19 protein-coding genes are annotated in these 22,088 nt (G+C 70.0%); 4 read left to right on the plus strand and 15 right to left on the minus strand.

Annotation, left to right across the window (positions count from 1 at the left end; all coding sequences use genetic code 11):
• Window positions 1-282 precede the first annotated feature (282 nt).
• A complete protein-coding gene (locus QUY26_RS13430; RefSeq protein ID WP_289946338.1) occupies window positions 283-1,044 on the minus strand; it encodes an isoprenyl transferase in 762 nt (253 codons plus the stop codon).
• A gap of 166 nt (window positions 1,045-1,210) precedes the next feature.
• Between QUY26_RS13430 and mgrA the strand changes: the two genes are divergently transcribed.
• Window positions 1,211-2,248 carry an L-glyceraldehyde 3-phosphate reductase gene (mgrA, locus tag QUY26_RS13435; RefSeq protein WP_289946340.1) on the plus strand — a complete coding sequence of 346 codons (1,038 nt, stop codon included), beginning with the start codon at window positions 1,211-1,213 and terminating at the stop codon, window positions 2,246-2,248.
• 621 nt (window positions 2,249-2,869) lie between these two features.
• On the opposite strand, the gene QUY26_RS13440 is transcribed toward mgrA, so the two are convergent.
• The 12 genes from QUY26_RS13440 to QUY26_RS13500 form a co-directional block, all read right to left on the minus strand.
• Window positions 2,870-3,268: a winged helix-turn-helix transcriptional regulator gene (locus QUY26_RS13440; RefSeq protein ID WP_289946341.1), complete on the minus strand. Its 399-nt coding sequence runs from the start codon at window positions 3,266-3,268 to the stop codon at window positions 2,870-2,872.
• 123 nt (window positions 3,269-3,391) lie between these two features.
• A complete protein-coding gene (locus tag QUY26_RS13445) occupies window positions 3,392-4,171 on the minus strand; it encodes a class I SAM-dependent methyltransferase (protein WP_289946343.1) in 780 nt (259 codons plus the stop codon).
• 33 nt (window positions 4,172-4,204) lie between these two features.
• Entirely contained in the window at window positions 4,205-5,626 is a 1,422-nt protein-coding gene (locus tag QUY26_RS13450) for a DUF6177 family protein (RefSeq protein ID WP_289946344.1), read from the minus strand.
• The gene (gene eccCb, locus QUY26_RS13455) at window positions 5,623-9,645 is read right to left on the minus strand and encodes a type VII secretion protein EccCb (protein ID WP_289946345.1); all 4,023 of its coding nucleotides are present in this window, start codon (window positions 9,643-9,645) and stop codon (window positions 5,623-5,625) included. The genes QUY26_RS13450 and eccCb overlap by 4 nt, the downstream gene beginning before the upstream one ends.
• Window positions 9,646-9,694: 49 nt before the next feature.
• A complete protein-coding gene (locus QUY26_RS13460; RefSeq protein ID WP_289946347.1) occupies window positions 9,695-10,909 on the minus strand; it encodes a MinD/ParA family ATP-binding protein in 1,215 nt (404 codons plus the stop codon).
• Between the two features lie 15 nt (window positions 10,910-10,924).
• A complete protein-coding gene (gene eccD / locus QUY26_RS13465; RefSeq protein ID WP_436840324.1) occupies window positions 10,925-12,283 on the minus strand; it encodes a type VII secretion integral membrane protein EccD in 1,359 nt (452 codons plus the stop codon).
• Window positions 12,284-12,656: 373 nt separating this feature from the next.
• Window positions 12,657-13,043, minus strand: a complete 387-nt coding sequence (locus QUY26_RS13475) for a YwqJ-related putative deaminase (protein ID WP_289946351.1) — start codon at window positions 13,041-13,043, stop codon at window positions 12,657-12,659.
• On the minus strand, window positions 13,036-13,515 hold the full coding sequence (locus tag QUY26_RS13480; protein ID WP_289946354.1) for an SUKH-3 domain-containing protein: 480 nt from the start codon (window positions 13,513-13,515) through the stop codon (window positions 13,036-13,038). Before QUY26_RS13480 ends, QUY26_RS13475 begins: the two co-directional genes overlap by 8 nt.
• Window positions 13,516-13,542: 27 nt before the next feature.
• Window positions 13,543-15,900 carry a YwqJ-related putative deaminase gene (locus QUY26_RS13485; RefSeq protein WP_289946356.1) on the minus strand — a complete coding sequence of 786 codons (2,358 nt, stop codon included), beginning with the start codon at window positions 15,898-15,900 and terminating at the stop codon, window positions 13,543-13,545.
• Complete coding sequence (locus QUY26_RS13490) at window positions 15,897-16,343, minus strand: DUF6507 family protein (protein ID WP_289946358.1); 447 nt, start codon at window positions 16,341-16,343, stop codon at window positions 15,897-15,899. Before QUY26_RS13490 ends, QUY26_RS13485 begins: the two co-directional genes overlap by 4 nt.
• 108 nt (window positions 16,344-16,451) lie before the next feature.
• Window positions 16,452-16,763, minus strand: a complete 312-nt coding sequence (locus QUY26_RS13495; protein ID WP_030358016.1) for a pore-forming ESAT-6 family protein — start codon at window positions 16,761-16,763, stop codon at window positions 16,452-16,454.
• A 79-nt stretch (window positions 16,764-16,842) separates the two neighbouring features.
• Window positions 16,843-17,172: a hypothetical protein gene (locus QUY26_RS13500; protein WP_289946362.1), complete on the minus strand. Its 330-nt coding sequence runs from the start codon at window positions 17,170-17,172 to the stop codon at window positions 16,843-16,845.
• Window positions 17,173-17,994: 822 nt separating this feature from the next.
• On the opposite strand from QUY26_RS13500, the gene QUY26_RS13505 reads away from it, so the two are divergent.
• Window positions 17,995-18,564: a hypothetical protein gene (locus QUY26_RS13505; RefSeq protein ID WP_289946365.1), complete on the plus strand. Its 570-nt coding sequence runs from the start codon at window positions 17,995-17,997 to the stop codon at window positions 18,562-18,564.
• A 244-nt stretch (window positions 18,565-18,808) separates the two neighbouring features.
• On the opposite strand, the gene QUY26_RS13510 is transcribed toward QUY26_RS13505, so the two are convergent.
• Window positions 18,809-19,324, minus strand: a complete 516-nt coding sequence (locus tag QUY26_RS13510; RefSeq protein WP_289946366.1) for an ATP-binding protein — start codon at window positions 19,322-19,324, stop codon at window positions 18,809-18,811.
• 280 nt (window positions 19,325-19,604) lie between these two features.
• On the opposite strand from QUY26_RS13510, the gene QUY26_RS13515 reads away from it, so the two are divergent.
• Together QUY26_RS13515 and QUY26_RS13520 are read left to right on the plus strand one after the other, a co-directional pair.
• Window positions 19,605-20,456: a helix-turn-helix domain-containing protein gene (locus QUY26_RS13515; RefSeq protein WP_289946368.1), complete on the plus strand. Its 852-nt coding sequence runs from the start codon at window positions 19,605-19,607 to the stop codon at window positions 20,454-20,456.
• A gap of 15 nt (window positions 20,457-20,471) precedes the next feature.
• Window positions 20,472-20,663: a hypothetical protein gene (locus QUY26_RS13520; protein ID WP_030358022.1), complete on the plus strand. Its 192-nt coding sequence runs from the start codon at window positions 20,472-20,474 to the stop codon at window positions 20,661-20,663.
• Between the two features lie 18 nt (window positions 20,664-20,681).
• On the opposite strand, the gene QUY26_RS13525 is transcribed toward QUY26_RS13520, so the two are convergent.
• Window positions 20,682-22,088 (minus strand): DUF6177 family protein, encoded by a 1,407-nt coding sequence (locus tag QUY26_RS13525; RefSeq protein ID WP_289946373.1) that lies wholly within the window; start codon window positions 22,086-22,088, stop codon window positions 20,682-20,684.

Here is a 22,088-nt window from a genome sequence, read left to right on the forward strand (position 1 = left end):
CTCGGATGAGGTCGGGGAGCGACGGAGGGAACTGGGCCGGTGACTGGCCGCCCTGCGCGGGCCGAGCACCGGCCCTCCCTGTCGTCCGCGCTCGACGCGCGGTCGTCCTGGTGCAAAGGGCCTCCCGGGCGGACGGCCCCGTGCCGTCCGCTGAGATCCGGCGTCCGTGAATCGGACGCCGACCTGCCAGTGGTATTCCCTCGAACAAGCGCAGCCATGCCATGGCATATGACGGCGCGTTGGTTAACTCCTGGTTACCGAGGCCTCAAAGGGGCTGCTGTGTCATCCGCCGTAACGGCGGTGGCGCGCGGCGTAATCGCGCAGCGCACGCAGGAAGTCGACCTTCCGGAAGGCCGGCCAGAAGACTTCGCAGAAGTAGTACTCGGAGTGAGCGGACTGCCAGAGCATGAAGCCCGAGAGGCGCTGTTCTCCACTCGTCCGGATCACCAGATCGGGGTCCGGCTGGCCGCTGGTGTAGAGGTGCTTGGAGATCTGTTCGACGTCGACGCTCTCGGCGATGTCCTCGATGGAGGTGCCGCGGTCGGCGTGGTCGAGCAGCAGGGAGCGGACGGCGTCGGCGATCTCCTGGCGGCCGCCGTAGCCCACGGCGACGTTGACCAGTATTCCGGTACGGGTGTGGGTGGCCTGTTCCGCTTCCTTCAGGACGCCCTGGGTGCGGGAGGGCAGCAGGTCGAGGGCGCCGACGTGGTGGACGCGCCAGCGGCCGTCGTCGACGAGGCTGCGGACGGTGTCCTCGATGATGCCGAGGAGCGGGACAAGCTCCTCCTCGGGGCGGTCGAAGTTGTCCGTGGAGAGCATCCAGAGCGTGACGACCTCGACGTCCGTCTCGGCACACCAGCCGAGGAACTCCTCGATCTTGTACGCGCCCGCCCGGTGGCCCTGGGCGGTGGTGCCGCCGGAGGCCTTCGCCCAGCGGCGGTTGCCGTCGAGGATGACGCCGATGTGCTTGGGCACCTGGTCGTGGTCGAGGCGGCCTTCCACCCGGCGTGCGTAGAGTCCGTACACCAGGTCGCGCAGCTTCACGTCTCAGCCCCTCCAAGAAGACAGACGGCAGTCCCCGAAGGCGAAAGCGTACCGCTGCTCGGGCGCCGCCCGGTCCGGGGTGCGGCCCGCCTTCCGTTTCCGGCCCGGGCCCTTTGAGTACACGCGTGCGGTCCACGTCCCGGTTCCCTGAAGTAGCTTCGTCCTCATGAACGACACCTCCGAGTACCGCGCGGCAGCGGACCGTTACGACTCCATGGAGTACCGGCGCAGCGGACGCAGCGGTCTGAAGCTGCCCGCCGTCTCCCTCGGCCTGTGGCACAACTTCGGCGACGACCGTGCCCTCGACTCCCAGCGCGCGATCCTGCGCCGCGCCTTCGATCTGGGCGTCACCCACTTCGACCTGGCGAACAACTACGGCCCGCCGCCGGGCAGCGCGGAGCTGAACTTCGGCAAGCTCTTCGCCCAGGACTTCGCCCCCTACCGGGACGAGCTGATCGTCTCGACCAAGGCGGGCTACCTCATGAACCCCGGCCCGTACGGCGAGTGGGGTTCCCGCAAGTACCTGCTCTCCTCGCTCGACGCGTCCCTGACCCGGATGGGCCTGGACTACGTCGACATCTTCTACTCGCACCGCTTCGACCCGGACACCCCGCTGGAAGAGACGATGGGCGCGCTGGCCTCGGCCGTCCAGCAGGGCAAGGCGCTGTACGTGGGCGTCTCCTCGTACAACAGCGAGCAGACCGCGGAGGCGGCCCGCCTGCTGACCGAGATGGGCGTACGCCCCCTCATCCACCAGCCCTCGTACTCGATGATCAACCGCTGGACCGAGGACGACGGCCTGCTCGACACCCTGGAGACGGCCGGCATGGGCTGCATCTCCTTCGTCCCGCTCGCCCAGGGCCTGCTCACGAACAAGTACCTGAAGGGCATCCCCGAGGGCTCCCGCGCCACCCAGGGCAAGTCCCTCGACCCGGAGCTGTTGAACGACGAGGTCGTACGGCGCCTCAATGGCCTGAACGACATCGCCGCCCGCCGCGGCCAGTCGCTCGCGCAACTGGCCCTGAACTGGGTCCTGCGTGATGAGCGCATGACGTCCGCCCTCATCGGCGCCTCCAGCGTGAAGCAGCTGGAGGAGAACGTGGCGGCGCTGTCGGGCCCGAAGCTCACGGACGCGGAGCTGGCGGAGATCGACACGTTCGCGGTGTCCACGCCGGGGACGAACATCTGGGCTGGTCGGAGCTAGGTCCGGCGGGGGCTCCTCGGGAGGTGGGGCGCCCCCTTGACCTGGGGCGCCGTCGGTCGCGCCGCGCGCTCGTCCGCCTGCGCCGGACGGGCCCCCGGGCCGAGGGGCACGAAGAGCCCCCGGCGGAGGGCACAAGAAGCCCCCGTCGATAGGCACAAAAAACGGGCCGGTCCGTGGGGGGGAGACGGACCGGCCCGAGGGGGGGTTTCCACCATAACCCTTCGTAAGTGGTTCGGCGTGCATCGGCGTGCCACAACTACGCTCCGAAATCGCCCGACAACTGCCTGAGCCTGTTCTCCCACCGGATTTCGGCCCTCCGGGCGGGATCCGGTCGCCGGGGGCGAGTACTCCCGAAGGGTGACGCGGGCGAGGGGCGCGGGCTTGACGGGGCCGGGGCCCATGGGCCGAGAACCGGGAGACGGCGGACCCTCAAGGGGCGCACGAGGCCGCGCAGCCCCCTCCACTGCGCGGCACCGCCCGCGCAGCTTTGCTGACGCGAATTAGCGTTGGTCTGAACTTACGGGAGGCGTGGGGCGGAATCGAGCCAGTTCGCATAACGATGCGGAATCGACTGACGCGACCTTGCCGTTTTGCCCCGATTCACACCGGGTCGAGGTCGCATCAGGCGGACTGGACGGCGACGCCGTCCCCCTTCTTCCCCCCGCTGCCACCGGTCTTCTCGGCGTGCCGCTCCACCAGCCGCTGCATGTGCTGGTCGCCCCAGATGCCGAGGGGCTCGAGGGCCTTGTTCAGGGTCTCGCCGAGGTCGGTGAGGGAGTACTCGACCTTGGGCGGCACCTCGCGGTAGACCTCGCGGTGCACGATGCCGTCGGCTTCCATCTCGCGGAGCTGCTGGATGAGCATCTTCTCGCTGACACCGGGCACGTGCCGCCGCAGCTCGCCGAAACGGAGCGTACGACCGGCGTACAGGGCCCACAGGATCAGGGGCTTCCACTTGCCGCCGACGACATCGACGGCCGCGTCCAGGCCGCAGAGGTACGGTCCCTTGCGATGCGCCATGCCAACTCCTCGTCCACGTACGGCTTCGCCGACTCACTTACCGGACCGACAGTACCGCCGAACGGGTGACTGACGCGGGGCCGCGCGGCGATCGCTCGGCCACGCAGCCACTTGGCCACGCGGCTAGCGCTTGACCGCGTCGAACAGGTGCCGGGTGCTGTGGGCGACGAAGGGCCCCTCCTCGCGGATCCGCTCGTGCAGCTCGCGCAGGCGCGGCCGGTAGGCGTCGACCGTGAAGCCGGGCACCATCCACACGACCTTCCGGAGGAAGTGGACGACGGCCCCGATGTCGTGGAACTCCATCCGCAGCCGCTCGGCGGGCAGCGCGACGACGTCGAGCCCGGCGGCCTCGGCGGCGGCCCGCTCCCCCTCCGGGTCCCGCGCGCCCCTGACCTCCGCGGGCTGCTCCCCCAGGAAGTACTCGACGAGCTCGAAGACACTGCTCGGCCCCACGTGCTGGGCGAAGTACGTGCCGCCGGGCCGCAGCACCCGGGCGATCTCCTCGAAGTGCGGGGTCACCGGATGCCTGCTGGTGACGAGGTCGAAGACCCCGTCCGCGAACGGCAACGGCGCGTCCTCGGGCGAGGCCACGACGACCACGCCGCGCGGGTGCAGCAGGGCGGAGGCCTTGGCGACGTTGGGCGCCCACCCCTCGGTGGCGACGGCGAGCCGGGGCAGCACGGGCGCGGAGGCCAGCACCTCACCCCCACCGGTCTGCACGTCGAGCGCCGCCCCGACCCGCCCGAGCCGCTCCCCCATGGCCCGCGCGTACCCCCACGAGGGCCGCGCCTCGGTGGCCCGCCCCTCGAACCAGGAGAAGTCCCAGCCTTCGGTGGGAGCGGCTTCGGCTTCGGCTACCAGTTGGTCGAAGGTGGGGGAGCTGGGGGGAGTGGGGTTGGGCATGGGGGGATCGTAGGCATCGGGGCGTCGGGTGGGCTACGCGTTTCTGAGGTGCCGGGTCAGCGCCTCGAGGTCGGTCCAGGCATCCGGGCTGCTGCCGTCGCTCAGGGGGTAGTGCAGGGCGGGAGAGGTGGCGGGGCCGAGCGGGGTGGGCGGCTGCGGCAGGGGTGGGTGACGGGCGTGGTCAAGGCCTACGGCTTGTACGTCCGCGGCGCCCAGCGTGAAGGAGACGGGGATGGGCGGGCCTTCGAGGTGGGCCGGAACGGTGAGGTCGTGGCGGGATCGGCGCAGGGTGATGAGCATGGTGCTCAGACCGTGCTCGGCCACGAAGGCCTCGGCGAGTGGTTCAACGGCGTGGAGCGGCGGGGGCTCGTCGGCTGTGTGCCCCAAGGAGAGGGTGACGTCCTCGGTGACGCCGGACTCGGTGCGGGAAACGCGCAGGGTGGCGAGCGCGGGCCGGTCGGGGCGGCCGACGGCGAGCAGGTGGCTGGGGTCGGGAGCGCGGTCCCGGGCCAGGGCGGTCAACTGGCGCGGCGACCAGGGGAGGTTGATGGGTTCGGCGGTGCCCCAGCCGACCGGTCCGGTGCCGGTGAGGTGGTGCCAGGCGGTCTCCAGGGAGCGGCCGAGCAGGAGGTCGGCGTCCGGGGAGTGGTGGCAGCGGAAGGAGACCGTGAGCTGGTGCTCGGCGGGTGTTTCGGACGAGGCGAAGGCGGCCGCGAGGGTCGCTTCGCCGTTCTGGTCGAGCGCCGGTGCGAAGGTGCCGTCCCGCCACTGCAGGACGGCACCCGACAGGCCGTCGTAGTAACCGCAGTCGGGGTCCTGGACCACCCAGCGGTTCGGCGGACCGGTCAGAGCTGTGCGCAGGGGCTGACTCAGGCGCACATGGGATGGCGTGACTATGTGCAGGGCACGGCCGGAGGTCACCGCCGCGCGCAGTACGTCGGAGAGCCACGCGGTCAGAGCGATCACGGGTCGGTCGGTGAGGACGACGGCTGTGGAGTCGGTGAGGACGTCGACGGCAGGCAGGGCCCCTTCGGGTGCCGGGCGAGGGGTGACGTCATGGCCGTCCGGCTCGCCGGGGGTACGGACGACCTGGACCGTGGCCGCGTCCGCGGGCCAGGTGGTGCCGCCGAGCAGCAGCGTGAGGCGGCCGCAGAACGACCCGGCGAGGCTCTCGGCCTCCGGTACGGCGGTCGAGGCGCGGGCCTCGGTCCACCAGAAAGGCACGTCGGGGAACGCCTCCTGGGCGCCCAGGAGGCGCTCGGCCTCGCCCGGCGTATGGACGATGACGGGTGCCTCGACGGAGACGAGCGGGCGGCCCGCAGGGGTGCACAGTTGGATGACGGCGTCGTCGGCGGCGGTGGTCAGGCCCAGATCAGGCCCGCCCGCGTGGAGACCGGCGAGGAGCGCCATGGGGTCGGGCATCTCGGGGGTCAGGGCGATGACGTCCTTGGTCACGGCGTTTCCTTGTCTGGGGCCTTGTCGGCCTCGGGAGTGAGTGCCGTCTGGATGAGCTGCGGACGTCGGCCGCGCCGGACGAGTGTGCCTCGGCCGGGAGGCTGCTGGGAGGCGTACACGCCGGGGAAGAGCTGGCCCTCGCTGCGGTCTCCGGTCATCAGGAGCGCCGTCGCACCGGTCTCGCGCAAGGCGGTCAGGAACGGCTCGAACAGGGCACGGGACGCCCCGGCGACGCGGCGGGTGACGACGAAGTGCAAGCCGATGTCCTGGGCGGAGGAAACGTAAGGAAGGAAGGGCGCGAGGGGCTGCTGGCCCGCGGTGGTGAGGATGTCGTAGTCGTCGACGAGGATCACGATGCGCGGGCCGGTGAAGGTGGGATCCGCGGTGTCGGACCCGTCGGGGTCCGCGGTTTCCGGGAGGCGCTTCTCGAGTTCGGCCGCGATGCCGGTGGCGAGGGCTCCGGCGAGCTTGGCGTTGTGGGCGTAGCCGCCTCGGTAGGGCTCGGGGATGTGGCCGCGCAGACCGCGGCGGGGGTCGAAGACGCCGAAGACGAGCTCCTTGTCCCCGTACCTGTCGATGAGCTGACCGGCGATCAGCTTGAGCAGGTTGGTCTTGCCGCACTCGTTGTCGCCCAGGATCAGCAGGTGCTGATCGCGGTCGAAGAGGTCGACGTGGACCGGTCCGAGAGTGTCCTGGTCGACTCCGATCGGCACCCGGTCGGGTTCGGCAGCGGGCGCGGGGAGCTTCGCCGCGGGCAGGCTGAGCGGCAGGACCCTTACGGGGGCGACGGGTTCACCGTGCCAGATGGCCGCGACGGTGCGGGCCGCGTCCTCCAGGGCGGTGCCGAGGTCGCCGGTAGCGGTGGAGCCGTCGGTTCGGGGAAGCGCGGTCTGCGCGAAGAGCTTGCCGTCGGTGAGGACGCGTCCGGGCGTGTCCGCGGTGAACGCCTCGGCGAGCTTGCGGTCGATCGTGGAATCGGTCGGGTCGTTCAGGCGCAGCTCGACGCGCGTGCCGAACAGCGACTGAGTGGCGATCCGGACGTCGTTCCAGCGGAGCATGCCCGCGACGACGTGGATGCCGTAGCCGCCGCCCCGCTTGAGCAGGTCGGCCACGGCCTCGTCGAGTTCGTCGAACTCCTCGCGCAGCGCGCCGAAGCCGTCGACGAGCAGCACGAGGTCCGTGGAGCCGATCTCGGGCAGGTCGCCGCTGGCACGCATCCGGCGCAGTTGATCGAGGGAGTCGATGCCGTGCTCGCGGAACAACTCCTCGCGCAGAGCGAGTTGGGCGGCGAGTTCGGCCACGGTACGGGCGAGGCGTTCCTGGTCGGCGCGGGACGCGATGCCGCCGACGTGCGGCAGCCCCGCGAGCGCGGACAGGCCGCCGCCGACCAGGTCGAGGCCGTACACGGCGACGTCGTACGGAGTGTGCGTGAGCGCGAGCGACAGCGTGAGGGTGCGCAGGAGCGTGGTCTTGCCGGACTGCGGTCCACCGATGACGGCGACATGGCCGCCCGCGACGTTCAGGTCGAGGGTCCACTCCCCCTGCCATTGCTTGGCCGGGTCGTCGAGGACACCGAGCGGGACGCGCAGATGGCCGTGGGAGCGGGTCAGGTGCAGGCCGCGCCCGGAGACACCGAGAGGTCCGGCCGCGGAGTCGAGGGCGATGGCGTCGGGCAGCGGCGGCAGCCAGATGCGGCGTACGGGCGGTGCGGCGGTGGTGAGTTGTTCCACTATCGTGGACATGGTGGTGGGGCCGGTCTGCCGCTCACGGGTTCCGCTCTCCTCCGGCCCCGCGGCACCTGTCCGCGCCTGGGTGTTGAAGGCGGGGTAGGGCCAGGCGAGGCTCCGGGCGACGGAGGTGTCGACCGGAGCGGGGCCGCGCCAGGCTCCGGAGACGTATCCGGCTTTGAATCGCGTGTACGTGGACGTGTCCACCTTCAGATAGCCGAACCCTGGAAGCGGCGGAAGCTGGAAGGCGTCGACGGTGTCGAGGACCGTGCGCGACTCGTCGGCGGAGAAGGTCCGAAGCCCGAGCCGGTACGAAAGGTATGTCTCGAGGCCCTTCAGCTTCCCGCTCTCGATGCGCTGGCTGGACAGCAGCAGATGCACGCCGATGGACCGGCCGATCCGTCCGATGGACAGGAAGAGATCGATGAAGTCCGGCTTGGCGGTGATGAGTTCGCCGAACTCGTCGATGACGACGAAGAGATGCGGCAGCGGTTCGAGCCCTCGGGCCGGCTCCTTGGCACGCAGTGCGGCGTAGTGACCGATGTCGGCGACGTTCCCCGCGTCCTTGAGGACCTGCTGGCGGCGGGTGATCTCTCCGGCGAGGCTGGTGTGGACGCGTTCGACGAGGTCGGCCTGGTTCTCCAGGTTCGTGATGACGCCCGCGACGTGCGGAAGGCTCGTGAACGGCGCGAACGTGGCGCCGCCCTTGTAGTCGACGAGAACCATGGCCAGGTCCTCGGGCGGATGTGTGGCGGTGAGCGCCAGGACGAGCGTGCGCAGCAGTTCGCTCTTGCCGGAGCCGGTCGCGCCGACGCACAGTCCGTGCGGGCCCATGCCCAGCTCGGCGGACTCCTTGAGGTCGAGCAGCACCGGCTCGTGCCGGTCGTCGACGCCGATGGGCACCCGCAGGAAGTCCCTTTCGCCGCGCGACGCCCACAGGTGCGCCAGGTCGAGGACCGCCGGGTCGTCGACGCCGAGCAGGCCGGGGAAGTCGACGGGGCCGGACACCGGTGTGCCTTCGGCGGCGGACTCGGCGGACAGCCTGAGCGGCGCGAGGAGGCGGGCGATTCCCTCGACGCCGGGCACGCTCGTGGCGTCCGCGAGCCCCTGGGTCCGGCGGCCGTCGGAGGTGCGCAGGTCCTCGACAGTGACCTGGTCGCCGGAGACGGTGATGCGGACGCTGACCTCGTCCGGCTCGTGGATCTGCTCGGCCAGCAGGTGCAGCACGGTGACGCCCATGTCGGCGAGCCCGACGGCCGCGTCCGGGCGCGGCAGTTCCACCGCGGTCTCCCCGTACACGTCGCTGACCACCAGCATCCGGTCCGTCATCCGCAGCGCCCGCTTGTCGGACAGGCCGCGGCGCACCTCGGCGGCGTAGGAGGCGCGGCGGCGCAGGTCCGCTGAGCACAGCCGGGCGAGCTGGGCCAGGTCGGGGGCGATTCGGCGGGCGCCGACGGGCTCCTCGTACGCGTCCGGGTCGACGCTCCGGTCGAGGACGTGGGGCAGCCATTTGCCCCACTCCCAGTCGGCGAGCCGTTCCCCGGGCACGCCGAGCGCGATCGCCACGTCGTCCGGCGCGTGCGTGACCGCTGCCTGGGCGAGCAGCGCGCGGGCCACCGTGAGGACGCCCTCGCGGTCGCCGACGACGCTCACGTTGCCCGCTCTGTCGAGAGGCACGGTCAGCGGGAAGTCGGGGGCCACGGCGAACCGCGCCTGCAGGGCGCGTGCCTCGTTGAGCATGAACGGATCGGGCGGCGTGAGCACCCCGCTCCCGCTGTGCTGCTCGATCACGACCTCCTGCGCCGGTACGTCACCGGTGCCGACGCGCACGTCGAGGAAGTCGGCGTCGGCGCGGCGCCGCTCCCACAGCCGCGCGGGGTCGCGCACGAGGTCGTACAGGGCTTCGGGCGGCGGATTCAGCAGGCGTCCGCGCTGCCGCAGCTCCCGCTCCGCTGCCGCGAGTTCCGTGCGCTGCTCCTCCACGTACTCCAGGTACCGCTCGCGCTGGGTACGCCGGGTGCGCTGGGCCTTGCCGCGCTGCGACACGAACAGCGCGACCGCGGCGAACAGGGCGAACACAAGGACCACGGCTCCGAGCGCAGCGAACTGGCTGGACCGGATCACGGTCATCATCACGACCGAGCCCATCACGCCCGCCATCGGAAGGAGCGCGGTGGCGGCGTTGCCCAGCTTGCCCTCGGGAAGGTTCGGGGGCGGCTCGATCAGGTGCCGGCCGGGGGCTGCGGGGGGTCGGGTGGAGCGGGCGGGGCGGTGGACGAGGTGGTGGGTCATCGCGGGCTCCGGTGGATCTTCTTGTGCCTGCGGTACGTCATCGTGGGCGTCACCGCACCCGTACCGCGCGGCGCAGCGCCTCGGCGGCGAGGCGAGTGGCCGCCTGCCGGGTACCGGCGGCGAGCCGGGTGGCGTCGATCGCCCCGCCCCCGGCCAGGTGGCGGTCGTACGGCACGGGCACGACGGTGACGCCGGTCTCCCGCAGATGCGCGGCCGCGGCCTTCGCGTTCAGCGTCATGTCGGGTGAGTTGGCGGTCAGGGCGACGACAGTGGTGGTGAGCGCGGAGTGCGGGAGCTGCCCGAGCCAGTCCAGGACGAGCCGGGTCCCGCCCACGCCCTCGGGTGTCATCGGGGCGACGACCACGCGCGCGTGCGCGGTGTCCATGGCGGTGCGGGCGACCTCGCCCGGGAGCGTCTCGCAGTCGACGACGGTCGTGGCGAAGTGGCGGCGCAGGGCGAGGGTGACGGTGCGGTACGTCGCCACGTCCAGGGGTGCCCCGACTCGCCCCTGGCTTGCGGGCAGCAGCCAGGCGCCGTCGCTGACCGGCACGAGGTAGCCCGTGATGTCAGTCAACTGCATCGCGGGGTGCAGGATCCGGGCCAGGTCCGCGCACGCCCAGCGCACCGACTCCGCGCCCAGCCGCACCGGCAGTGTGCCGAGCGCGGCGTCCGCCTCCAGGGCGAGAACCGGGTCGTGCCGGTAGTGCCCGAATGCTCGACCGAGGAGCGCGGCGACGGTCGTCTTGCCGACGCCACCGCGGATGGATGTCACGGCGACGACCCGGCCCGTGGTGACCGGCTGCTGGATGTCCCGCGCGATGCGGGACTCCTCCGTCACCTCCTGCGCGGCCGAGGCGGTGAGCCGTCGGATCGTGCGCCCCGTCCGGCGGAGCGCGGAGTCTCCGTGCTGCGGACGACCTTGGGCGAGGGCGAGGCGGGGGTCGAGGGTGGGGGTGGATTCGGGGGTGGGGAGGTTCGGGGGGTGGGGGGTGCGGGGGGTGACGTGGGTGCGAGGGCCGGTGGGAAGGGCGGTCGGAGGGTGGGGAGGGGTGGGGGTGGATTGGGTGCGAGCCGGGGCGCCCGGCGTGCCCGAAGTGCCCGAGGCGTTCGCCTCCGTTCGGGCGACCGCCGTGCGCATCGGCGCCGTGCCCGCGTCCGGCCCGCTTGTTCCCTGGGCCGCCGTACGCGCGCGCGGCTGCGCGCCCAAGTCCCGCAGCACGTCGCGCTGCCAGTCGTCCCGCCGCTGTCCTTGCCCCTGTGCCATGTGGTCCCTCACCTCCTACGCGAAGGTGTCGAGCAGACGCCCGTACACACCGAACACACCGAGCAGCAACGGCACGAGCGCGATCACGCCCACCGACTCCAGAACATCGCCGAAACGCCGCAGCCGAACCCGCACGTGCTCGGCAGGCCGTACGGCGAGGACGAGGAGCGGAGCCGCGGCGAGCACGACGAGCAGCGCGAGCGGCCCCGCCGCGCCGGAGTGCTCCTGCCACACCCACACCAGCCGCACCACCACGACGGCCGCGGCGAGGAGCAGGCCGACCACCTCGGCGATCAGCGGGAACGCGCGGGCCCGCAGCGCGAGAACGAGCGCGACGGCGGCGGCGAGCAGCACCTCCCAGACTGTCGCTGTGCTCAGGGTGAGGAAACCCGCGACCGCGGCGGACCCCGCGAGGACGAGAGTCGCGAGGACGAGCCCGCGGTGCGTGGCGGCCAACGCGCTTCCGACCTCGTACCGGCTGACCGACGCCCCGCCCGAACGCCGGTCGTCGAGCCCGGAGAGTCCCGAGGTCATGAGTGCGAGCCGCGGCAGCACGCCCAGGGCGACCACGGACAGGACACCGAGCACGGCACCCACACGGGCGCCATCGTCCTGGAATCCGAGGACGGTCTCCCAGGCCACCGCGCACCCCGCGAGCGCCCCGGCGCCGACGAGCGCGCCTCGTCCGACGGGCGTGCACCAGCCGAGCAGCGCGAGGGTCACGGCGACGGCACCGCCCACCCCGGCCAACTGCGCGCCGACTGCCCACCCGTTGGCGTCGCCCAGAATCCGGGCCCCGAGCACGCCCAGCGCACCGGCCACGGATATGAGCGTGACGGCCAGACTCGTACGCCGGACCCGCCCGAACACCGCCCCGAGGAGGGCTGCGACCCCGGCGACCCCCAGCAGTCCGCCACCCACACGCGCCTCGTCGAACTCGCCCCGGGCCAGCACTCCGGCCACGAGCGCCCACGCGACGGCAGCACCACCGCACACCACCTGCCGGGCCCGGTCGCCCCACCGCCAGGCCCGCACGTCCAAGTCCTCGGCGGCCTCGTCCGTCACATCGTGCACGACGGGCGCGGACGGCGCGTCCTCCACCCGCACCAGTCGCAGCACCGCGCCGTCGACGACGCCCACCGACTCCAGCGTCCCGTCCTGCGGGAGCACGGACCCGTCCGCGGCCACGAGATGCCGCAGCGCGGGCCGATCCCCCACCTGATCGTCCAACAGCCGCATCACTTCGGGCAGCAACAGCCCGATCGGCTCCTGAGAAGGCAGTACGAGATCCACCCGCCGCCGCTCCCCCACCAAGGTCACCCGACTCAACGTCACACGACCCTGGTCACGGCTCAATGCCCCCGCAGATATCACAAGTTCGAACCTATCACCGAGAAGTGGGAGTCATAGACGGCGATTCAGACACACCACCCGAAGAAGTACGCGTAACGCCGGGCGCATTCCCTCCCGGCTTCTCCTTCATCACCCGGTGCGAGACAAAGGACCACCCCACGCACCCCGCACACAGCACAGCGGCGATCACAATCCCGGCGAACATCTTCCCCACCCGCTCATCCACGGACCGCCGCTGCCGCTCACCCCCGAACAACAATGCATCCCGAAGCCGCCGCCGCCGAACGGAGACGGACTCCAGGAGTTGACTGTCGTAGTCCTGAGCCGCCATCACACTCCCTTACACGCCATAACAGAGCGCCGCCGACCTACGTTGCCATCGGAGCGTACACATTCAGCCGACAACGCTGATGTGCAACGCTTCGAGAAGCGAGGCACAAACGGCACATGGCTGTGCGGGCTTCCCGTGGTCGGGGTCGCCTTCCGGACGAATCAGGCGGGACATCATCGCGGCGCCTTCAAAGTGCGGGACGGCTTCCGCGATGGTCGTGACGCGCCCGTCGCCCCGTTCGGCATCAAGGCGCCACAACTGGTCCGAAACAAGGGCCGATTCGGCACACCTCTCGTTGAAGCCCTGCTTCTGCCCCACCGGTAGGGAGTCGACGAACTCCCGCACCGTTGGATGCAGGTTCGGCCGCTCCGATCCGACAAGGCTGGTCTGACTGACGACGAGGCCGCCCACTAGTAGGGAGGACGCCACCGCCGGATGCTGCTCAAACAAAGAAGTCCTCCGCATCCAGAGCCTGGGCGCCACTCATGAAGTGCGCAAAGGCATCTTGCTCATTGAATCCCCAGAAGTACGCTCCAGTGTGGTGAAGATGGAAGAATCGACCGAGTTCGTCGACCAAAACCGGGCCATAATCCTCCGATTCGTACCCCACGGGAAACAATCGCTGCCCGAGATTCGTACCCAATTCAGAGATGAGTCCGGCGTCACCGTCATACCCAACGTTCGGGTTCATCTCCAGAGCTAGGTCGCCCGCCCGAGGATATTGAAGTGTCAGCAGCCCGAAGGTGCGGATGACACGAACCGCGGCGTCAATCGGAACCAACGGATTTCCCTGACGCTCGGCATCCCGAACCCGCACGTCGATAAGCTCGTCGGCCTCAGCCGAACCGATGTCACGACCAGGAAACCAACCATTCCGCTCCAGCCACTCGCGCACCTCCTGCGACAGGCCGCTGAAATCCATCCTTAATTTCCATTCTGTGAGCGACAGTCACTCATGCGCGCGAATGCCGAGCTGCGGGAGAATATGCTTGCAGGTATCACAAGGAGGCATGAAATCGTTGTGCCGACTTTCGAGTTGGCCAGTCTTTCGATGGTAGAGGTCATTGATCCTCCGTGTGTGCATCTCACCACCCTCCAGGGCTCGTCGCGCGTCATCGACCGTACGTATCTTACTTCCAGTCGGGTCCAGTTGATGCAACCGGTCGCTGATCAGCGATATTTCGGCACACTTACCGTGTCCAAAACCTCGCTTCGGAAGCACACCCGCATCCACGTCATCACTTATCCGCTTCAGCATTTCTTGCAGAACCTGATGGGTATGAGGAAGTTTCTGCCCATGCATCTTTGTGGTACTGGAATGCACAGTTATCACGTTGTCGTGGAGGAAGCTACCGGCACACCCCTGCTCCAGCCGGTGCCGCCCAGGGTTGTCCCCTGCTGCAGCCGCCCGCGCTTCGTCCGCCAGATTTCGAGCTTCTCTCTCCAGCACGACTAGCTTCTCGTCAGGGGAGAGATGACCGACATACACGGCGGGGCGCCGATGATGTCTCATAGCGTCAGCGCTTGCCCCATGCCAACCGGGCTGGGGGTCCAGCGGGGTGCCCTCGACCCGACCAGGAAGGTCGGACCCGTGGGCAGCCGCTCCCGAACCGCCACTCCCTCCAGGACCGTCTCCATGAGGCGCCATGCCTTCGCCGGGGCCATCGGCTCCGCGCCCGCTGCTGAGGCCTTGATCCGCGTGCGTGGGACCATCCCCGTGAGCTCCTGGCGGATGGTTCGACGAGCCGCCGGAGGGTTCATGGCGAGCGGCGGCACCTCCACCCAACTCATGGGCGCTGCCTCCAGGAGGGTGGGTCGCAGCGTCCCTGGGCAGCCCGTCGCCACCCCGGCTTACGGCGCCACCAGCACCGTCATCCACCTGCGCGCCGACCAGAACGGGTTGACGATCCTGTGCCCGAACCGCGGGCGGGGGTTCCCCTGCGGCCGCAGCGCCACGCTCTCCGGCTGACGGACCCGCCAAGCCCTCCTCGCTCTTCGCCATGTTCCCCAGGACCTTGCCCTGGTCATCCACGATGACGCCCTCACGCGTCATGAAGATCGTGTCGCCCTTGCGGTTGACGTACGCCCGCGCGTCGTCCGGCACAGCCGCAGGGCGCGCAGGGACGTCCGTACCTCTCTCCGCAAGCCGGTACGGCCCGTCGGCCATGTCCGCGTACGCACCCGACCGCATGCCCTTCAGCGGCGCCATCAGGTCGCCGACCTTGGTCAACCCGAACTGAACGCCCTTGGCGGCATAAGTGAACGGATCCACTGCCCGCCCGAACTTCCCGATCGCCGAAACCGTCTTCGCCGCCGCACCCGCCTTCGCCGCGGAGCCCGCGCCACGCGTCGCCACGATCGTGACCGCGTTGAAGCCGACCAGACCCCCGGCCCGCGCCGGGTTCTTGCTCCACTGGTCGTACGCGATCAACCCCTTGCCCGTGTCGACGACGGCCCGGCGGGAGTCCCGCAGCCAGCCGGGCAGCTGCTCGTCCTTGGCCATCCAGAACAGCCCGCCGACGGGGGTCATGGTGAGCGTGAGCCCGGTGCTCAGCTTGGCGAGGTTCTTCCAGGCCTCCCCGGCGGCTCCCCAGCCGTCCTTGCCCGCCAGCGTGCCGAGTGCGTTGATCGTGCCGCCGACGCCGTCGACGAAGAAGCCCTTGCCGACGTCCAGCGCCTTGTGGGCCAGCCAGTCGAGCCCGTCCCGCTCCTTCTCGACCTTGCCGCCCCAGGGAAACTTCTCGGCCTGGTCGAGGACCCTGTCGGTGTAGCCATACGTGCCACAACTGCTGGTGCCGTCGTCGCTGAGCGTCAGACGAATGCCGCCGACCAGCGTGGTGATCGCGTTGTGGCAGTCCATTTCGGCGATGCGAAAGCTCTGCGTGTAGCCCTTGACCTCCTCCACCAACCGGTTGTTGTGCTCGCGCTTGTCGTCGTCCTTGCGCCAGTCCTCGTCGGTGGAGATCTCGTCGATGTAGAAGGCGCTGGCCTCGGTCTGGAGGTCCTTGAGCTTCTTCACGATCGGCCGCACACGGGTCGCATAGCTGCTGAGTGCCTGGGCCACCTTCTCCAGGTCGTCGGCGAACGCGTCCGTCTTGGTCTGCACCGGTTTCGTCGTGGCGAACAGCTGCTCCGCCTCCGGCGCCTCGTAGAACGCGGAGAGTCCCTGGAAGTCGGAGTGGACGTCCCCGCCGGCGTCACGGAACTGCGACGCCTCGCGCCGCAGGTCCGCCACGTCCCGCTCAAGCTGCTCCAGGTCGCCGGTGAACTGCGGTATCCCATTGGGGTCGATGGGCTCGTTGCTCACCTCTTGCCGCCCCCGTCACCACTGCCGCCCTTGACTCCTGGCATGTCGGGCACGATGCCGTTGATGGCGTCACGGTTCCTGCTCGCGGCCATCCGCAGATCGCCCTCGACGTACTCCTTCGTGGCCAGGTGGGCGCCGAGCAGGGAACTCGCGGCACGCCGTGAGATGTACTGCAAGTCCTCGTTCCACTGCCGGGCGAACACCCCCAGGGCCGAGGCCACCGGCCCCTGTACCCCGGCCTTACCGCCCTTACCGTTCTTGTCGGCCTTGACGGGCTTCCCGTCCCCCTCGTGCCCGCCCTCGGCAATGGTGCCCGCCGAAGCCGCCGCGCTCGGCAACGTCTCCTGCATGTTCTGGCCGGCCTTCGCCATGCGCTCAGCCGAGCCGCCCGCCCGCTTCAGCACGCTGCTGACCCCACCGGGCTCGATGTCCCACGCCGTCACCACACGCCCCCTTGATCCCCTGATCCCCGTGAGCCGGGCCGCGCCGTGTCACGCGCCCCGCCCCGTAATTCCCCTTGGTCCTGTGACTCCCTGACGCCGAAGTGCGCGTCAGCCGATGTTGTTGACCGCGGCCCGCGCCCGCGACAACGTCGTCTGCGCCGTCCCGTCGTTCTCCTCCAACGTCGAACGCACCAGGCGGATGATCTCGCGGACCTCGTTCGCCGCGTTGTTCCAGCGCACTTCCTTGCCGTGGTACTCATCCGACACACCATCGGCCTGATAGTCGGCCATCGCCGCCTTCACCGCCCGGTCCCGGTCCCCCAGCACCCGCTCCAGATTCCCGATGATGATGTGCAAGCTGCTCTGCACATCGGCGGAAGCACCCGTGTCGTACGAACGCCGGTCCTGATTCCCAGCCATGACAAAACTCCCCGTGTCGAGTCGAAGCAGAGTGAATGAATGAACGGGGCCACCCCCAGGCCCCATCGCACAGCGGCGGTCAGCCGGAAAAGCGAGCCGCCTGGAAATTCGCCGCGCCCATGTTCTTGTGCGCGTTGTCCGACTGCTCCTGCACACCCGTACCGAACGCCTCGTCCATCCCCGCCTGGCCACCCAGAATCGACGACAGCGAACCGTTCAACGCAGCCGTGATCTCATCCGCCCGCAACTTGAACGAATCAAACGTCGCCTTCCCCGCCCCGTTGAACTTCCCCTCCAACGGCTCCGCCGCCGACACCAGAGCCCGGATCAACGCACCCAGATCATCACTCGACCCCGACGTCTGCTTCCCCAACACCGACAGCGTCGTCTCACCCATGTCGAACTTCACAAGCCCACACCCCCGAGTCCCACTTGTCTTCGCGCCGCCTAGCCACAACGGGCTCATCCGCCACGTACGCCACGTAGCGCATCGAACATATTGCCCCATAAGAGATTGCAGGCGCAACGGAGTTCGGATGAGGTGGGCCACATTGGCGCATATGCTCCCCCACTTCCCACCAGATCCCATGCGTGCCCCTGCTGACGGCTTGGACGGGACGCGGGACGGCGCACTCCACGCTCCCCGTCCATGCCCTCCCGGCCACCCAATGTGGCCGAAACACACAACCCTGAGGACTGGTCGGGGACCCCGCGACACGCCACGCACCTCCTCAACACCCCTTGCCGACTCCGGAGGTCTGCACCTCACTTCACTATCGCGCATGACGCAGGCACAGGTCGCGAGGAGCCGATGCATCGACCATCTATGCTGTGCGGGTGTTCAGCGGGGGGCTCGCGGGAAGCGGGGGCGAGAACGTGTGCCACATCCAACCGGCCTGCCTTCCGCCACCGAGCGGCGTGTAAAGGCAGCCCGCCTCATGGGACTTCGCGCCGTTCACTGGCGCCCGCTCAAACAGACTCAACCAGGGGGAGCCCCATGACCACACCTCCATCGCACGAACCCCACCCTGCGGCACCTCAAGGGTTCACCAACGGTTCGCACCCTGCCTACGCCTGGCAGGCCGGACCACCTGCTGCGGTACCTCACCATCCGGGCACTCCGGGGCTGCCGGCCGCTCCACAGCCTGCTCCCCCGATGGCATGCCAAGTGTGCGGCAGTGGCCCGGCGGTGTTCACCACTGTCCACGGGCATCGTGGTCGGCTCGTGTTCATGAGCATGCTCAAGACGCAGGGAATGTTCTGCCGGACCTGCGGGCTGGCCGTCCTGCGGGACATGGCAGCGGGCACCTTGCTGCTGGGCTGGTGGAGCCCGCTGTCGCTGATAGCGACACCCATTACGCTCCTGCTCAACCTTTCGACCTGGTCAGGGCTTCGTCGTCTGCCGCAACCGAGCGGAGGGTGGCGTCACCCTCTTGACGCGGGCCGCCCGCTGTTCCGGCGACCGATCGCGCTGACCGCCCTGGGGGTCCTGGCAGCGCTGGCAACCACTGTCATCGTCGTCAACGCAACGCGGGGTGGCGAGGAACGCCCAAGGCCGACCCAACTCACCGCCGGGCAGTGCGTGGCCAACTCAGCCAGTTGGCCCGAGCAGGATCTCGCACTCGTCGACTGCCGGGACAGCGATGCAGATGCCGTCGTTCACCTGCCTGACAGCCGAGGCCGGTGCCTCGTGACGGAATTCCCGACTCGACGGACCGGAGCCTCGTACGCCGTCGACGGCACGTACACCGCGGACGGCAAGCCAATGTGCCTCACCGTCTTCAGCGAGAGCAACTACTGACACGGCAGCGGGAGATGGTTGCGAGATCGACTGGAGTGGCCGCTGGCTCCCCCCCTCCTCCCAGCAGTCAGCGGGTTGCCGCCGTTGGGGCTGGCGGCTCACTCATCCAATCGCCGCGCCAGAACGGTGGTCTTGGCGTTCCGGGGATGTGCTGCGGGGTGGACCCGACGGCGTACCTGCCATGCCTCTACACCTCTTTGCGCTGACACCGACCGGCCCGCCCCGACGGGTGCGGCGCCGAGCGTCAAGCCCGCAGCATGCCGTACGCCCGCGCCCCCTCCCCCGGCACTACCGCCCACATCCGCGTCCCGCCACCCGGCTCCCGCGCCTCCCCGAATCCCCAGTCCCCCGCGCACGCCCTCACCACGCACGCCATCAGGTTCAGGGCCGCGCCGCGCCGCTCGTCGCAGATCTCGGCGAGCCGGGAGTTGGTGTGGCGCGGATGACCGTCGTAGACGATCACCCGCAGCGCGCCGTCCCGGTGGCGCAGCCGGAGGTACACCTCCTCCGTGGGTGTGAACCGGTAAGCGCAGGCGGCCAGTTCGGCCGTGACCAGGACCGCCGCCTCCGTCAGTCCCCGCAGGCCGTGCGCCTGGAGGATGGCCGCCACCGCGCGGCGCGCGATCGCCGGGCTCGTCGCCGACGCGGGCAGTGTGAGGCTGTACGTGAGGTCGTCGGGGGTCGGCGGGCGGTCCGCCCCGGGCGTACGTACGTCGTCCAGCAGGCTGTCGGGGCAGGTAGTCGCCGCGAGCAAGGGCATGGTCAACCTCCGGTGGGGGTTGGTGCGTTAAGGGTGTGCCGCCGGTGGCTCGTCTCTCTGGCACGGGCCCGCCCCTCCCAGGGGAGGAGGTTTCTTGCTTTCGGGCAGGCTCACGCGATGCGCTTCCGACTGCGTCGAGCAGTGAGTGGTGCGTTACTCAATGTAGGGAGATGGGGTCACAGTGTCCACGCGTTCAGAGATAATTACCCCCCATTGCGCATGGACTGCCGTCCGCTCCGAAAGGCAGACTGTGGCCCACCACGCCACGAGAAGGGGCGGCATGCCGACCAGAACCACGCCGACAGAGCGGCAGAAGCGCCTCGGCGCCGAGCTGCGCAGGATGCGCGTCGCGGCGGGAGCCACCACGGAGTACGCCGCCGGACTGCTCGGGATCGACCGGACGCGGCTCTCGAACATCGAGTCGGGCATTCGCCCTGTCTCCGCCGAACGCATCCGCACACTCGCCTGCAACTACGCCTGTGCGGACAAGAGTTACGTCGACGCCTTGGCAGCCATGGCCGCAAGCAAGGAACGCGGCTGGTGGGAGAAGCACCGGGGCACATTGCCGCCCGGGCTGCTGAACATCGCCGAGTTGGAATGGCACGCCGCGCGCGTACGCACCGCACAGGTCCTGCACATACCGGGTCTGCTCCAGACCGAGGACTACGCCCGCGCCATCTTCACCGCCGTACTTCCGCCTCTGACCCGTCTGGAGATCGAGCTGCGGGTCGCACACCGCATGGACCGCCAGCAGGTCCTCGAACGTCCACGGCCTTTCGCCTACGTCGCGTATGTTCACGAAGTCGCGTTGCGTATGCCGTTCGGGGGCACCGACGTGGCACGGAAGCAACTTGCGCAACTGGCCGCCGTCTCCCAGCGCGAGAACGCCGAGGTCCGCGTCATACCGACGAGCGTCGGCGCGTTTCCGGGTGCCGGGCACGCGCTGCTGTACGCGGAAGGGGTGGTGCCCCAGCTCGACACCGTGCAGCTGGACTCCGCACACGGGCCGGAATTCACTCATGCCGAGGCACAGCTCACCAAGTACCGTTCCCACCTCGACTGGTGGGACGACGCGGCGCTGTCGCCCACGGCATCACGCGACCTCATTCGCAATGTCGCGCGCGAACTCTGAGAGTAGGGAGAAACCGTGGCCGGGATCCACTGGGAAGAGCCCTTCTGCGGCGAAGGCAACAACTGCTTCCGCATAGGCACCGACACCGAAGGCAACGCCTACATAGCCCTCGCCGGCGCCGAGGACACGTACCTCACCGACACCCGGGAAGCCCTCGCCACGCTCATCCGGGACATCAAGGCGGGCAAGGCCGACCACCTTCTGTGAGCCGTCGCCGCACCCGGCTCACGCCGCCTTGAGGTGGTCCATGAGCTGCTGCAGGCGCTCCCAGGCGGAGGAGTCACTGCCGTCGCCGCCGAGCGGATAGTGCAGGCAGGGGTCGGCGGCGGCCCCGAGGCGGACGGGGGCGGCGTCGAGCGGCGGGTGCGCGGCGTGGGCGAGGCCGATTCCGCGCACCGCGTCCGGGCCGAGGGTGAAGGCGACCGGGGCGGGCGGGGCTTCGAAGCGCGGCGGGACGGTGAGGTCGCGCCGGGCGGCGCGGAGCGAGGTGAGCATCGAGGTCAGCCCGTGCTCGGCGGCCAGGGCCTCGGCCAGGGGCGCGATGGCGTCGAGCGGGGCGGCCTCGTCGGGGCCGTGGCCCAGGGTGAGGGTGATGTCCTCCTCGACCCCGGCGGTGGTGCGGGTGACGGTGGTCGTCGCCACGGCCGGACTGTCCGCGTGGCCGACGGCGACGAGCCAGGTGGGCTGCGGTGCGCGGCTGCGGGCGAGGGCGGTCAGCTGGCGGGTGGACCACGGGAGGCTGACCGGCTCGGCGGTGCTCCAGCCGGCCGGGGGCGCGCCGGTGAGGTGGCGGAAGGCGGTTTCGAGGGCGCCGCCGAGCACGAGGCGTTCGTCGGGTTCGTGTGTGGTGCGGATGTTGAGGATGAGCTGGCACTCGCCCGTGTCCGGGGCGGGCCGGAAGGAGTCGGCGACCCGGGTGGCGCCGTCCGCGTCCCGTACGGGTGTGAAGGCTTCGTCCTGCCAGTGCAGTTCGGCGCCGGAGAGGCCGTCGTAGTAGCCGGAGCCGGGGAGTTGGACGACCCAGCGGTTGGGGTGGCCGTGCAGGGCGAAGCGGGCGGGCAGGGTGAGGGTGGTGTGGGGTGGGGTGACGATCGTCAGGGCGCGGTCGTTGGCGGCGGCCTCGCGCAGGGCGTCGGAGAGCCAGCTCGTCATGGCGATGACGGGGCGGTCCTGGATGACGACGGCGGCGCTACCGGTCAACGCGTCGACGGCAGGGGGTGTGGGCGCTGGGACTCCGTCGGTTTCGTCCGGGGCGACGGGTACGACGTCGGTGTGCGCGGCCTGCGGGGGCCAGACGCTGCCGCCCAGGACGGTGGCCAGCCGCCCGGCGAAGGAACCGGCGAGCCGGTCGGCCTCCTCGACGGCGGTGGAGGCACGCGCCTCGGTCCACCAGAACGGGACGTCGGGCGCCGTCACGTCAGGGCCGAGCAGTCGCTGGGCCTCACCCGGCGTGTGCACCAGGAACGGCGCCTCGACGGACACCAGCGTCCGCCCGTCCGGCGCGCACAACTGGACCACGGCGCCGTCGGCCAGCGTACGGACCTCCAGGTCGGGGCCGCCCGCGAACAGACCGGCCACGATGGTCTTGGGATCGGGCATGGTCGGGGTGAGGGCTATGACGTCATTGGTCAC

Source organism: Streptomyces flavofungini (assembly GCF_030388665.1).
In the GTDB taxonomy this organism is placed as follows: Bacteria; Actinomycetota; Actinomycetes; order Streptomycetales; family Streptomycetaceae; genus Streptomyces; species Streptomyces flavofungini_A.

What these genes read in the sequence shown, in the direction of transcription:
- QUY26_RS13505 (WP_289946365.1), top strand. Translation starts at nt 17,995, where the DNA reads ATGAGCATGCTCAAGACGCAGGGAATGTTCTGCCGGACCTGCGGGCTG.
- QUY26_RS13445 (WP_289946343.1), bottom strand. Translation starts at nt 4,171, where the DNA reads ATGCCCAACCCCACTCCCCCCAGCTCCCCCACCTTCGACCAACTGGTA.
- eccCb (WP_289946345.1), bottom strand. Translation starts at nt 9,645, where the DNA reads ATGACCCACCACCTCGTCCACCGCCCCGCCCGCTCCACCCGACCCCCC.
- QUY26_RS13480 (WP_289946354.1), bottom strand. Translation starts at nt 13,515, where the DNA reads ATGGATTTCAGCGGCCTGTCGCAGGAGGTGCGCGAGTGGCTGGAGCGG.
- mgrA (WP_289946340.1), top strand. Translation starts at nt 1,211, where the DNA reads ATGAACGACACCTCCGAGTACCGCGCGGCAGCGGACCGTTACGACTCC.
- QUY26_RS13440 (WP_289946341.1), bottom strand. Translation starts at nt 3,268, where the DNA reads ATGGCGCATCGCAAGGGACCGTACCTCTGCGGCCTGGACGCGGCCGTC.
- QUY26_RS13510 (WP_289946366.1), bottom strand. Translation starts at nt 19,324, where the DNA reads ATGCCCTTGCTCGCGGCGACTACCTGCCCCGACAGCCTGCTGGACGAC.
- QUY26_RS13460 (WP_289946347.1), bottom strand. Translation starts at nt 10,909, where the DNA reads ATGGCACAGGGGCAAGGACAGCGGCGGGACGACTGGCAGCGCGACGTG.
- QUY26_RS13495 (WP_030358016.1), bottom strand. Translation starts at nt 16,763, where the DNA reads ATGGCTGGGAATCAGGACCGGCGTTCGTACGACACGGGTGCTTCCGCC.
- QUY26_RS13515 (WP_289946368.1), top strand. Translation starts at nt 19,605, where the DNA reads ATGCCGACCAGAACCACGCCGACAGAGCGGCAGAAGCGCCTCGGCGCC.